We start from the raw sequence: 13,439 nt of genomic DNA, 5'->3' as shown, positions 1-13,439 counted from the left end.
TTACTTCTGTTCTGGGTACACATAGTCTAACCAGCCCCACTTATCTTCCGTGGTGCCGTCAAATAGGCCAAAGTAGGCTGCTTGTAGTTCTTTAGTGATAGGGCCGCGCTTACCAGTGCCCACTTCAATCTTGTCGATGGTTGCCACTGGTACAATCTCAGCCGCAGTACCTGTCATGAAGACTTCATCGGCAAGGTAAAGGGCTTCACGAGCAATGTTCGCTTCACGGACTTCGTAGCCTTTATCGCGTGCAATTGTCATGATCGAGTCGCGAGTGATGCCCGGTAGAATCGCGCTAGTTGCTGGTGGTGTGGTGATTACGCCATCTTTGATAACGAAGATGTTTTCACCAGCCCCTTCCGATAGGTAACCATCTACGCTTAGCGCAATACCTTCGTCGTAACCGTGACGACGCGCTTCACCACCAACCAGTAGTGAAGATAGGTAGTTACCGCCTGCTTTAGCTGCAGTTGGGATGGTGTTTGGCGCAGCGCGGTTCCAGCTTGAAATCATCGCATCGACACCTTTTTCTAGCGCTTCTTCGCCTAAGTAAGAGCCCCAAGGAAATGCTGCAATGATTAGATCCATCTCAGTGCCAACTGGTGGACATACGCCTAAGCCAACATTACCGACAAAACCCAATGGACGAATGTAAGCGCTGTCGAGTTTGTTTTGGCGCAGTGTTTCGCGGGTCGCTTCCATGATTTCTTCTACAGAGAAAGGGATCGGAAAGCGGTAAATCTTGGCAGAATCTTTTAGACGTTGTGCATGCTCACGGTGACGGAAGACAATTGGGCCTTTTGGTGTGTTGTAACAGCGCACGCCTTCAAACACGGATGTACCATAGTGCATTGCGTGAGTCAGAACGTGAACGTTCGCCTCTGCCCATGGAACCATCTCACCATTAAACCAAATGAAATCTGCAGTTTTCGTTGCCATTTGTTGCCTTCCTTATGCACTTACGTGTTGTTGTAAGTTGTGATTTGGCAGTTCATCGTTGCGGATTTTTAGCACCTCAACCTTACGAACGTCCCACAACTTCTCTATTTGATTGATCAAAAACGAGATTGGTCGATCGCTGTCGACGATGATCTCGACGCTGGCTACTTTGCTTTCGTGGTTTTGCGTAGCAGCGACTTGTTTGATCACGAAGCCTCGGTGACGAATCACACGTAGAACGCGCTCCAACAGTACCGGTTTGTCATCGGCTTTGATGTCGAGTAAATATCTGTCCATGCGATTGTCTCCTATGTATTTTCCAACATATCACTGTTTGATGCGCCAGGTGGCACCAATGGCCACACGTTTTCTTCTTCATCAATCAAAACGTGAAGCATGTAAGAAGTTTCACTCGCTAGCATCTCTTTGAGAGCAGGTTCGACTTCTTCTTTCTTGGTGATGGTTTTGCCCGGGATATCGAACGCTTTTGCTAACATCACGAAATCTGGGTTGTCATCAAGAATGGTTTCACTGTGGCGACCGTCAAAGAACAATGACTGCCATTGGCGAACCATGCCAAGACGTTGGTTATTAAGAAGGACAATCTTCACTGGAATCTGACGACGCTTCAGCGTGCCCAATTCCTGAACGTTCATCATAAATGAACCGTCACCTGTAATAAGGATAGACTGATCATCAGGACGTGCGACTGCAGCGCCCATCGCTGCTGGCAAGCCAAAGCCCATGGTGCCAAGGCCAGCAGAAGTGATGAAATTTTGTGGTTCGCGTGGCTGGATATGTTGCGCTGTCCACATCTGGTGCTGACCGACGTCGGTCGAGACAATTGAGCTATCTGGCATCATGTCAGACAGTTGTTTAAGCAATAGCGGTGCGTAGATTAATTCGCCCGGGTGGTCGTAACGCCACTTAAAGCCGCTGCGCAGACTTTCACTGTGATGAACCCACGGTGAGATATCTTGAGTCAGCTCTAGCTGAGGAAGAATGGTGTTGATGTCGCCACGTAATGGTGCGTTGGCGTGGCGCAGTTTATGAATCTCCGCAGCATCAATGTCGATGTGAATCACTTTCGCATTTGGTGCAAACGTGTCGAGCTTACCCGTCACACGGTCATCAAAACGCGCGCCAACCACAATCAATAGATCGGCTTCTTGAACCACTAGGTTAGCGGCTTTGGTGCCATGCATACCCAACATACCAAGATAGTGAGGATCATGGCGTTCAATGGTACCGAGGCCTTTTAATGTGCTAACTGCAGGCATTGGGTTTAAGCGAAGAAATTCGCGTACTGCATCGGTTGCTTTCGCAAGTTGCACGCCACCACCAACATACAACACTGGGCGAGTAGATGCTGCCAGCACATCTTGCGCACGTTTGATATCTTCAGCGCTGACATCTTCGATTGCTGGTGCTATGTATGGAGGAAGAAGGTCTGTAGGTGCTTGAGCGAGTTGAACGTCTTTGGCGATATCGACAATGACAGGACCCGGACGACCGGTTTTTGCGACCTCAAAGGCTTCGGCAAGTGTCGGAGCTAGATCTTCAATTTCGGTCACGAGATAGCTGTGCTTAGTACAGGCTAGGGACATTCCGATCACATCCATTTCTTGGAATGCATCGGTACCGATATGAGAGCTAGCAACCTGGCCTGTGATGGCAACTAGAGGTACGGAGTCAAGGAAAGCGTCGGCAAGGCCGGTAACAAGGTTAGTGGCTCCTGGGCCAGAAGTTGCCATGCACACAGCAACGTCTTGAGTGGAACGAGCCATCCCGATAGCTGCCATAGCGGCCCCTTGCTCGTGACGGCATAGGATGTGTTCCACCCCACCGTCATACAAAGCATCATAGATTGGCATGATGGCCCCGCCGGGGTAGCCAAAAACGGTTTCGATGCCTTGCTGTCTTAAAGCGGCTACGACAAGTTGTGCACCAGTCATCGTAAACCTCCTTTGCTACGTTGTGGCTCGTAGCGATTGCCATATTTATTGCACTTCATGTGCACTCCCATTCTTCCCGTTAAACTGTCCGAGGGTTAGACAGATGACAACTTGTAGTTGTAAAAAAACCCCCGGACTTTTCAGTGCGGGGGTTTTTTGTAATTTGTGGTTACCTTTCGCCCACAATACCCCGCGCGGTGCCAATAATGACCACGATAATCAGGGCTAGCAGTGCGTTGATATGAGCGAAAAGGTTCATCTGTCTGTCGTTCTTTTTTCGTTAAAAAATGTTGTGTAATGTTCTACGAAATTGTTTGCGTCATTAGTGGTATCACACAATTCCGCTGCATGACAAGCAAAAAGTCATTCTTTTTTCACATTAACTCTCAATTGGGACGCGGTATATAACATAACCAACTAGATAAAACATTTGTTTACAGAGTGTTCAAAAAAATTGAGGAACGTATGGGGCTGGCAATCATTCATAGTCGAGCAAGCGTCGGGGTGCAAGCGCCATCGGTTAGTGTAGAAGTTCATATCAGCAACGGCATGCCAGGGTTTACCTTAGTAGGCTTGCCAGAGACAACGGTAAAAGAGTCCAAAGATCGCGTACGCAGTGCGATCATTAATTCTAACTTTCAATTTCCTGCTAAGCGGATCACCGTGAACTTGGCTCCGGCAGATCTACCCAAGGAGGGAGGGCGTTTTGATCTTCCTATTGCATTGGGAATTTTGGCCGCTTCGGAGCAAATCGCGACAGATAAGCTCAAAAACTACGAATTTGTTGGTGAGTTAGCGTTATCTGGTGGTCTGAGACCTGTAAAAGGTGTGCTGCCTGCTGCGCTGGAAGCCAGTAAGATTCAACGTCATTTGGTCGTCCCACATGTGAATGGCGATCAGGCGGCGCTGGTGGGGAAGGAACAACATAAATCGGCCCAATCATTACTGGAAGTATGTGCCGAGCTTTGTGGTCAACATCGACTGAATCTTTTTCAAACGCCTAAGCGAAAAACGATCGAAAAACATGGTCGAGACTTACAAGATATTATTGGCCAACAACAAGGTAAGCGAGCACTGGAGATTGCTGCCGCTGGAAACCACAACTTACTTTTCCTTGGCCCGCCAGGTACTGGAAAAACGATGTTGGCTTCGCGTTTGTGTGACTTATTACCGGAAATGAGTGACGAAGAAGCAATGGAAACCGCTTCGGTGGCATCGTTGACTCAGAGTGAAATTAATGAGCATAACTGGAAGTCGCGTCCGTTTCGTTCTCCGCATCATTCAAGTTCAATGGCGGCATTAGTCGGCGGTGGTTCGGTACCCAGACCAGGGGAGATCTCTTTAGCCCACAACGGGTTATTGTTTCTCGATGAAATGCCCGAATTTGATCGTAAAGTTCTGGACTCGTTACGCGAACCGCTCGAATCTGGAGAGATCATTATCTCTCGAGCGCAAGGTAAAACACGCTTTCCGGCTCGTTTCCAATTAGTCGGAGCCTTGAACCCAAGCCCGACAGGATATTACGAAGGCAATCAAGCGCGCACCAATCCACAAGCTATTTTGCGCTACCTTGGTCGATTATCTGGACCACTGTTAGATCGCTTTGATATGTCTTTAGAAATCCCAGCTTTGCCCAAAGGGACATTAGCAGAAGGTGGTGATCGCGGTGAGCCGACTGCTATCGTAAAAGCGCGTGTGAGCCATGCGCGTAACAATATGCTAAACCGCAGTGGTAAGGTCAATGCACTGCTAGGTAGTCGAGAAATTGAGGCGTTTTGTCCCTTGCATAAGAGTGATGCTGAGTTTCTTGAAACCGCTTTGCATCGTTTAGGGCTCTCGATTCGTGCATATCATCGTATTATCAAAGTGGCGCGAACAATCGCCGATCTGGATGGGGCGGAGCAAATTGAACGAACGCACTTGGCCGAGGCGCTTGGGTATCGAGCGATGGACCGTTTGCTGAAACAGCTTACGGCGCAAGCGGTATAGACAGCAAAGTGTCATCGCAACAAGTTTTGTAAGCACCTTGTTGCGATGAAGGACGTTAGAAGGTGTAGTTGAGACCAAGCGACAATAGGTACTCTTTCTCCTCATAAAACGTGATATTCGAGTCAGTTTGGCTATAGCCGGCTAAAGAAATGAACGACCAGTCTTGCCAGTCAAATACGTTTTGATATTCGTAGGCCGCAAATAGGCTGATGGTGTCGTCATTTCGTGTTTTAGCAAAAGTTTGGCTAGCGGCTTGATAGTCTTTCCATGCATAACCCGCTGTGAGGGCCAATCGATGGCGGTTGATAAATTTAAACCAGCTAATGTCAAATCCGTACGAATCAAATGACTCCGCTTTACCGTCGGCATCTTGATTGATGTAGGTGAAAGCGGGTTGCAACATAGACGTTTGGTTGAGTGGAATGCGATAGTCGCCTTTGACATAGTAAAGGTTAGCATCGCGAGCAAGTGAGCGGTCTGTCACTTCCTCCTGCTCGATGTCTTTATCAGCATAAGCAAGATCAAGGTTGAAGTTTTTATCAATTAACCCTTTGATCTGAAAGCGATACGCATTGCCGTCAACATCCGTCTCTTTACGTGCGGTTCCTACTTGATAAGGGTTGCGCCAAGTTTCGCCTTTGAGTACCGTCGGCAGATAGGAAACATCGAGCACGGTGCCAGATTGTAGCTCGTGTTGATAGCCCAACTGAAAAGCGAGTGTACCTACCGCGACATCTGAGCGTGTGGTACCGGCGTAAACTTGGTGGTTGAGTCGGCTACCAAAGGTGTATGTCACACTCCCTAGCGGTGCAGCGATAACGGAACTGTCACTATCGGCACGCTTATCGAGAGAATCGATGGTGTTACTATTTTCTGTATTGAAATTGGATTCTGATGATATGAATCCGGCATTCAGCGAAATTTCACCGCCAAAACCTGCGGTTTCAGCGAGTTGAGCCTGAGCAGAACTGACGACAAAGGCCAAAGGCAAGAGAAGTAGCCTTGGTTTCATTCGTTATCTCCTTGTTGTCGAATGAGTGGTGCACATATTGGTTGCGGTAACAAATCTGACCATTCCCACGCATGTTCCAATGTGGCAAAGGCGCAGTATAATTACACGCTGTTTTATTCTTCACACATTATCACTGTTGTTTGACTATCATGTTGGCATATTTGTTATTTTTTTTTAACGCTTCTTTTGTGATTCTCAATTCTGCGGTTTGTTCACTCGCAATTTGTGTTATCGCTGTATTTAAAATATTGCTTCCTGGCGTAAAGCTAAAAGCGATAGCGACCGCTTGTGCCAATAAGGTGATGTGGTTATGGGCTACCGTTAATGCGTGCATTCTGGCGGTATCTAACCGTGTTGAGTGGGATGTTCAGGGCGGTGAAGCGCTTAAAAAAGACGGGTGGTATCTGCTGATCAGTAATCATCTCAGTTGGACAGATATTGTTGTGCTTTGCTGCGTGTTTAAAGACCGTATTCCCATGCCGAAGTTTTTCCTCAAGCAACAACTGCTGTATGTGCCTTTCATCGGGATGGCGTGTTGGGCGCTCGATATGCCATTTATGCGTCGCTATTCGCGAGAGTATCTGATCCGCAATCCTCATAAGCGAGGTCAAGATTTAGAGACGACACGTCGCTCGTGCGCTAAATTCAAACACACTCCAACCACAGTGGTTAACTATGTCGAAGGAACCCGATTTACCGAAGAAAAGCAGCGTAAGAGTAAAGCAAACTATCAATATTTGCTGCAACCAAAGTCGGGCGGGATTGCGTACACGTTAGCGGCGATGGGGGAGCAGTTCGAGAGCATTATCGACGTTACGTTGGCGTACCCAGAAAATACGCATAAACCGTTCAAGGATTTATTGATGGGCCGCATGAGCAAGGTGGTTGTGCGTGTAAATGTGTTACCCGTTGATGAAAGAGTGCTTGGTGATTACTTCAACGATAAGCCCTATAAGCGACAATTTCAGCAATGGTTGGGGGATGTGTGGCAAGAAAAAGATCGGTTGCTACAAGAGATTTACAAATAAACAAAAGGGGAGCGACGTGTTCCCCTTTTGATTGATATCGATGTGCTTATTTTAGTGTCAGCAAGTAGTTCACCAGAGAGAAGTACTCATCCATCGTTTTGATGCTTTGTGCTTGAACTAGGTATTTGTTGTTAACGATAACCGCAGGAACGCCGGTTAGACCGCTGTTTTCAAATTGCTTGTCCATACGGCGAACCATTGAATCAACCGCGAAGCCTTTGAATGCAGAATCGAATTTTTTCGCGTCTACACCTTCATCAAGGAAGATTTGACGAAGTTCTTCATCATTACGTGGCGCCTTCTTTAGATTGTGGATGCGGTTAAACATCACTGGCACCATTTTGTCTTCCACTTTTAATGCAACCATCGTTGCGTAGGCTTTGCTCATTGATGGGCCCATGTTGCCACCCATGAAAGAAACGTGGTTTTTTAATAGCTTAGTACCTTCTGGCAACTGCTTTTTCAGTTGCTGGATAACCGGTTCAAAGCTATTACAGTGCGGGCAGTAGAAAGAGAAAAACTCCGTCACAAGAGGTTTTTTTGATGCCTCAAGATCCAATACTTTGTAATGTTCACCTTCTTTGAATTGCGCTGCATGTGCCGACAGGCTTAACATCAGCATAGAAAACAGTGCGAACAGTTTTTTCATCGAAATATCTCCATTTTTGAATTTTTGGCCTGACTTACCATTGAGGCATTAAAGACAGCGGTGCTTCTTCTAAAGCGGCGATCTGCTCTTTAAATGCAAGGACCTGACCTTCCCAGTATTTTGGCTCATTAAACCATGGAAAAGCGAGAGGAAATGCAGGGTCATGCCAACGTTTTGCTAGCCATGCCATATAGTGCACCATTCGTAGACCGCGAAGTGGCTCGATTAGTTTCAATTCTGCAGGATTAAAATCGCAAAACTCTTGGTAAGCCTCTAAAACAATATCCAACTGCATCAGTTTGTCTTGGCGTTCACCGTTCAGTAGCATCCATAAGTCTTGTACTGCAGGGCCGTTACGAGCGTCATCCAAATCAACAAACATAGGGCCATCTCGCCACAAAATATTGCCTGGGTGGCAATCGCCATGCAAACGAATCATATTGAAGCCTTCTTGCCAGTGGCTTTCAATTGATTTGATCAGCATATCCAAGTCATTGAAGAAGCTGTTCTCCAAGTGCATTGGAATCATATTGGCGTTTTGCAGAATCTCTCTTGGTTGATACAGGTATTCTTGTAAGCCGATCGTAGGGCGATGTTGGAAGGCTTGGCGGCTGCCGACTTTATGGATTCGGCCAAGGAAACGCCCTACACCTTCGAGCTGATCTAAATTGTCAACCTCGTATTGGCGACCACCCACGCTATCAAACAGCGCAAAAGCATAGCCTTGATAGTGATGCAGGGTTTCACCGTTGATGCGCACAGGTGGTGCGACGGGGATCTCATTGCCAATCAGCTCTAAAGTAAAGTCGTGCTCCTCTTGGATCTGTTCATTGCTCCAACGTTCAGGACGGTAAAACTTGACGACATAACGACGACGCTCTTCGTCAGTAAATTGATAAACACGGTTTTCGTAGCTATTGAGGGGAAGAAAGCCTGATTCTGCGCGAACGCCGATGCTTTCTAACGCGTACCACATAAAGTCTGGGGTAAGGGCGTCAAAGTTAAACATACTTTGGGACATATAAACAAAAAGGCTCATTACTGAGCCTTTTTCCATTAGTCATCGAAGTTATAGCTTCTTGATAAATCGGCTTTCCACTTCAATGGTGAATTCGTTGCTCTTATCGGTGAGTATAAACTGAATTGTCGTAATCGCAGAGTTTAGCTTGTCAGGATCGGCACCAAGACTCATTGGCAGGTTCAATACCTCACCTGGCTGGACCTGAATTGTCTGCTTACCATACCAGCTTACATCGGATAGCCCTTCAACATCCAACGAGTACTCTTGCACTTGCTGAGTTTTGTTGATCACCTTGAGGGTGTAGGTGTTTTCTACTTCTCCCGAGCTATTAACGCGGAACAGTTGGTTACGGTCGCGAATAACACTCATGCCGGCTGGGTCTACCGCTGCAATTTGGGCAAAGAAAAGACCGACCATGACGAGTAGTACGGCACCATAGCCTAGCAGCTTCGGACGCATGACTTTGGTACTCTTACCCGATAAGCGATGCTCGGTGGTGTAACTAATTAGGCCTTTCTCGTAGCCCATGCGATCCATGGTGTTGTCACACGCATCAATACAAGCGCCACAGTTGATACATTCATACTGCAAGCCGTCACGAATATCGATACCTGTTGGGCACACCTGCACACACAAATCACAATCAATACAATCACCCAAACCAAGCTGCTTTGGATCGGCTTTACGCGGACGTGGGCCACGTTTTTCCCCACGTTTTGCATCGTAGCCAACGATGAAGGTGTCTTTATCAAACATGGCAGACTGGAAGCGCGCGTAAGGACACATGTGAATACACATGATGGAACGCATCCAACCAGCATTACCATAAGTACAAATGGCAAAGAACATTACCCAAAAGACGGGCCAGAAGTTGGCGTTAAAGGTGAAAAAGTCGATAACCAATTGCTTCATTGGTACGAAGTAGCCAACAAAAGTAAAACCAGTGGCGAGTGCAATGGCAAACCAAGCTATATGTTTGACGGTTTTACGCATCGCTAAATTCGCCGTCAGCTTATTGGAGTCTTGTTTACGGCGTTTATTGGCACTACCTTCGAGCTTCTCTTCAAACCAGATATACATGAAGGTCCAGACGGTTTGTGGGCAGAGATAGCCACACCAAACCCGACCTAAGAAGGTGGTAATAAAGAACAACCCAAACGCCGCGATCACAAACAGCAAGGCGAGTAGGGTAAGATCTTGTGGGTACAGGGTGGTACCGAAAAAGTTGAACTGCTGGTTGCCAATATCAAGTAAGATCGCTTGACGTTCACCGTAAGGAATCCACGGTATCAAAGCGAAGAGAAGTAGTAAGAACCAACCACCGTAACGACGTAGTTTCTGGTAAGTCCCTTTGCTTTCGCGTACATAGATGCGATTACTTGGGTTAAACCGATCCCCGTTTCCTTTATGGGGTTTGGGATTATAGGTTTTAGGAGTCACATCTTTGATATCGATCTTATCCTGACTCATGCACTCATCCTTCTTAGGCTTTTATAATGTACGGCGTCATTTCTATTGATGTCGCTCGATGACATTGCTACTTCGTCCTTATCATAAATCATGACCGGACATAATTATTTTAGTAAATACTGATGAACGGCGATTATACAATCAATAACAATTCCTTTTCTTTAACGCAGTCAACGTTTAACAACAAAAGTCAGTACAGTTAACCTGATAATTGGCTGAACAGTTATAACCAACTGTGGGACTAAAAATTTTAGTTATAAAAAAGCGACTCATTTGAGGGAGTCGCTTAAAGAATACTGGGTTGTTGAGCCGGTTATTTGATGACGCCACGAGCGCGCAGAATCGCAGTTTTAAAATCATCTTCTTGGTCTTTCTTAAGACCTGGGATCATTTCGTCTTTGCTGCTGTTACGCATTTTAAGGTGGTAGATCAGCACGTCGTCGGTCAGATCTTCTAGCTTGCCTTCGTAGCCTGCTTCTTTCGCTAGCTTCACGATGAACTGCAGTAGGTTCATTTCTTGGTCTTTATGCCATTCAGGCTCTAGTAGCTCAAGCAGCTCTTCAATGCGATGACACTTCATTTCTTTCTCCACAGAATTTATAGGTGTAATTAGCTGTAAAGGTACCAAATTGCTTTGCGAAGACCAAATAGGAAAAACTATCTATTTCACTGTGTTTTGTTCTAAGTCGTTGAGGTGGTTTGAGTTGCGTGCAAAGAAAAAAGCGCAGCTGGCGCCGCGCTTTTGATTAAGCTGCTTTGATAACTTTGGCCGGAACACTCGACATCATTGCTGTCTTCTCAACCAATGTCATTGCTGGCGCAACTTGCTTTGCCTTTGGTGCAGTAGTAAAGCCACTGCGGCGGCGCATTGCACTAGTATTAGTGTGTGCGAACCTGACTGTTGTTGGGCGCATTAATTTACCTAACTGTCAGGCATATCCATTGCCGATGTAATGGCCTGAATCATTATGAGCTAGGCTCCAACAAGATTGAAGAATCACTCTTCTGGCTCTCGCCAATCCAGTTAATGAATCAGGAATACCGATATGCATGCATATCACGTATAAGATTAGCATCCTTGTAATAATTGGTCGATAGTTGAGCAATTGAATTGTTTAGATTTTGTCATTTTGTCGCGATGATCGAGGCAATTTTTGTTTGATCCCTCGATCAGCAGTAGTAGTATGAGATCTCGACGAAGGAGGTGCCTATGTCATTTTTGAAGAAGACACTTGCCAGTTTTGGGATTGGGAGCGCTAAGGTCGACTCAATCCTAAATCAAGACGTGCTATATCCTGGTCAAAGTGTGGATGTGTCTATCCATGTTTATGGTGGTGCCACTGAACAAGCGATCGACAATATCGATTTAAAACTGTGTTGTCGCTATATCGCGGAAGCTCCTGATGACCGTGGTGCGCGAGAAGGACACAGCATGCGCCGAGTACCTCAGACTCATGTGCTTGCTAAGTGGAGCCTCCCTTATGCGTTTACCATCCATTCCGGCGAAGAGCGTACCTTCGATGTTCAGCTCGATGTGCCTTGGAATACGCCTGTCACCATTGGTGACGCCAAAGTGTGGCTCGAAACCGGCTTGGACGTTGCTGCTGCTTTAGACCCGACCGATAAAGACATCCTCACCGTTCGACCTGATCCACTAATGGATGCGGTGTTATCCGCATTTGAAGCGCAAGGTTTGCGTATTCGCCAAGTGGAGTGTGAGGAAGTAAAAGGGTTCGACCTGCCATTTGTGCAAGAATTTGAGATGGTGCCGACTGACGGGCCATACCATGGTGTGTGGCGTGAGTTAGAATTTGTCGCTCATCGTAGCGAGCAAGAACTCAAATTATGGTTTGAAGTTGACCGCACACGCAAGGGCGAGGGTGGCATGCTCGCAAGCTTACTGGGTAGCGGAAAACTCAAACGAGAGTTGACCATTCCAGCCACGACTAAGCTTGATCAAGTGGGTGAACTTGTACTTAATTATCTCGATCAAACCACGGCCGTTCATGAGTCTTAATTTAAGCTTACACGTGTAAGCCTAATGTGCCATACTAGAGCAAATTTCAAACTCTAGTATAGGCGCATTGATGTCTGAACTGCAGAAACCTCAATACAGTCAACGTGAAGAACTGGCTAATACCATCACTCATGGCATTGGGATGATTTTTGGTATTGTTGGCTTGATACTGCTGCTAATCAAAGCCATAGACCAGCAAGCTGATACGCTGACGCTGGCCAGTATGGCTGTCTACGGTGCGAGTATTATCGTGCTATTTTTGGCTTCGACGCTGTATCATGCAATTCCGCACCCCAACGCCAAACGCTGGCTAAAAACTTTCGATCACTGCGCCATTTATCTGCTCATTGCTGGCAGTTACACGCCTTTTTTGTTGGTGAGTTTACGTACGCCGCTCGCGTTTGGTTTGATGATTGTTATCTGGACCATCGCTCTACTCGGCATCATTATGAAAGTCGCGTTTGTTTACCGATTTAAAAAGCTTTCCTTGATGACGTATTTGGTCATGGGCTGGCTGTCGTTGATTGTGATTTATCAGTTGGCGATCAACTTGGATATTGGCGGACTGACATTACTCGCAGCTGGTGGGATTGTGTATTCACTGGGGGTGATTTTCTACGTTGCGAAGCGTATTCCATTCAATCATGCGATTTGGCACGGCTTCGTTTTAGCGGGTTGTGTGTGTCACTTCTTCGCAATTTATTATTTTGTCGAGCCTATCTAACGGATAGATATGAACTCGACAAAACATGTGTTATCACATTAACGAGTTTTCACTTCTAACACTTTGGCTGAAAACTGGTATTGCTGAGACTGCGGCACTGCCAGTTTGATGCTTTTACCCTGTTCTGCTTGTTGTGGTCGCAGGTAAGTATCCGCCATTCGCTTGATGGATTGCCAAACTGTGACTTTTTCTTTCGCCAGTTGCTGGCCAGACATATCAAATACCAGAACTTCCACTTCAACTTGAATCACCGATTGTGAGCTTTGATTGGTAATGGACGTTGGCAGTACGAGCTCACCATCTTGATAGCTCGCGGAGCCAATCAGTACGTCGACACCAGAGTCAGACAGCTGCATGGTTGGCTTTTTGGCGTTTACCACCACAGTAGTGCCAACAGTTTTCGTCACAACTGGAATTGTCGCAATTGCGGGAGCTGCGATCGTTTCAACCGCGCCTATTGTCGCTTGCGTCTCTGTTGCTTGCTGCGCAGGTTTTTTCATGACGTATTCCCAAGTAAAGTCATCGTTTAACTTCACTTCTCGACCATCGGCTAAAGTGATGACTTCAGCGGCGTATGTGGATGAGGCGGCAAGTAGGGTCGCCAGAGTGATCCATGTTTTCATTGTTATACCTTT

The 13,439-nt window shown here is 46.6% G+C and carries 14 protein-coding genes; 4 read left to right on the top strand and 10 right to left on the bottom strand.

The features are described 5' to 3' along the window. The 3 genes from ilvE to ilvG are packed head-to-tail and all read right to left on the bottom strand — an operon-like array spanning position 1 to position 2,894. Positions 1-939: a branched-chain-amino-acid transaminase gene (ilvE, locus tag R8N47_RS18665; protein ID WP_005378953.1), complete on the bottom strand. Its 939-nt coding sequence runs from the start codon at positions 937-939 to the stop codon at positions 1-3. Between the two features lie 12 nt (positions 940-951). Further along, positions 952-1,236: an acetolactate synthase 2 small subunit gene (ilvM, locus tag R8N47_RS18660; RefSeq protein WP_005378958.1), complete on the bottom strand. Its 285-nt coding sequence runs from the start codon at positions 1,234-1,236 to the stop codon at positions 952-954. 11 nt (positions 1,237-1,247) lie between these two features. Beyond that, a complete protein-coding gene (gene ilvG / locus R8N47_RS18655) occupies positions 1,248-2,894 on the bottom strand; it encodes an acetolactate synthase 2 catalytic subunit (protein ID WP_053350673.1) in 1,647 nt (548 codons plus the stop codon). Between the two features lie 465 nt (positions 2,895-3,359). Here ilvG and R8N47_RS18650 point away from each other — a divergent pair, with 465 nt between their 5' ends. Beyond that, positions 3,360-4,883, top strand: a complete 1,524-nt coding sequence (locus R8N47_RS18650; protein ID WP_005383862.1) for a YifB family Mg chelatase-like AAA ATPase — start codon at positions 3,360-3,362, stop codon at positions 4,881-4,883. Positions 4,884-4,938: 55 nt separating this feature from the next. Here the strand turns inward: R8N47_RS18650 and R8N47_RS18645 are convergent, their stop codons facing one another. Continuing rightward, positions 4,939-5,895, bottom strand: a complete 957-nt coding sequence (locus R8N47_RS18645) for a DUF2860 domain-containing protein (RefSeq protein WP_005379034.1) — start codon at positions 5,893-5,895, stop codon at positions 4,939-4,941. A gap of 149 nt (positions 5,896-6,044) precedes the next feature. Here R8N47_RS18645 and R8N47_RS18640 point away from each other — a divergent pair, with 149 nt between their 5' ends. Next, positions 6,045-6,923, top strand: coding sequence for an acyltransferase (locus R8N47_RS18640; RefSeq protein ID WP_005379035.1), 879 nt, complete (start codon positions 6,045-6,047; stop codon positions 6,921-6,923). Positions 6,924-6,969: 46 nt separating this feature from the next. On the opposite strand, the gene R8N47_RS18635 is transcribed toward R8N47_RS18640, so the two are convergent. The 5 genes from R8N47_RS18635 to R8N47_RS18615 all read right to left on the bottom strand — a co-directional run bounded on the left by R8N47_RS18635 (position 6,970) and on the right by R8N47_RS18615 (position 10,977). After that, positions 6,970-7,572: a thiol:disulfide interchange protein DsbA/DsbL gene (locus R8N47_RS18635; protein WP_005379036.1), complete on the bottom strand. Its 603-nt coding sequence runs from the start codon at positions 7,570-7,572 to the stop codon at positions 6,970-6,972. A gap of 34 nt (positions 7,573-7,606) precedes the next feature. Then, entirely contained in the window at positions 7,607-8,593 is a 987-nt protein-coding gene (locus R8N47_RS18630) for a serine/threonine protein kinase (RefSeq protein WP_005379037.1), read from the bottom strand. 48 nt (positions 8,594-8,641) lie between these two features. Continuing rightward, on the bottom strand, positions 8,642-10,063 hold the full coding sequence (ccoG, locus tag R8N47_RS18625) for a cytochrome c oxidase accessory protein CcoG (RefSeq protein WP_064354426.1): 1,422 nt from the start codon (positions 10,061-10,063) through the stop codon (positions 8,642-8,644). 313 nt (positions 10,064-10,376) lie between these two features. Then, complete coding sequence (locus tag R8N47_RS18620) at positions 10,377-10,643, bottom strand: YihD family protein (RefSeq protein WP_047010287.1); 267 nt, start codon at positions 10,641-10,643, stop codon at positions 10,377-10,379. Positions 10,644-10,809: 166 nt separating this feature from the next. After that, positions 10,810-10,977, bottom strand: a complete 168-nt coding sequence (locus R8N47_RS18615; protein ID WP_005379043.1) for a hypothetical protein — start codon at positions 10,975-10,977, stop codon at positions 10,810-10,812. A 296-nt stretch (positions 10,978-11,273) separates the two neighbouring features. Between R8N47_RS18615 and R8N47_RS18610 the strand changes: the two genes are divergently transcribed. Further along, positions 11,274-12,080, top strand: coding sequence for a sporulation protein (locus tag R8N47_RS18610; RefSeq protein ID WP_005394045.1), 807 nt, complete (start codon positions 11,274-11,276; stop codon positions 12,078-12,080). A 70-nt stretch (positions 12,081-12,150) separates the two neighbouring features. Then, positions 12,151-12,804: a PAQR family membrane homeostasis protein TrhA gene (trhA, locus tag R8N47_RS18605; RefSeq protein WP_005394044.1), complete on the top strand. Its 654-nt coding sequence runs from the start codon at positions 12,151-12,153 to the stop codon at positions 12,802-12,804. A 38-nt stretch (positions 12,805-12,842) separates the two neighbouring features. Here the strand turns inward: trhA and R8N47_RS18600 are convergent, their stop codons facing one another. Then, a complete protein-coding gene (locus R8N47_RS18600; RefSeq protein WP_006742924.1) occupies positions 12,843-13,427 on the bottom strand; it encodes a DUF3157 family protein in 585 nt (194 codons plus the stop codon). Positions 13,428-13,439 lie beyond the last annotated feature (12 nt).

The organism is Vibrio sp. 2132-1 (genome assembly GCF_033344315.1).
Note: the sequence above shows the minus strand (reverse complement) of the source record. Positions and strands in the feature narration are given on the sequence as shown.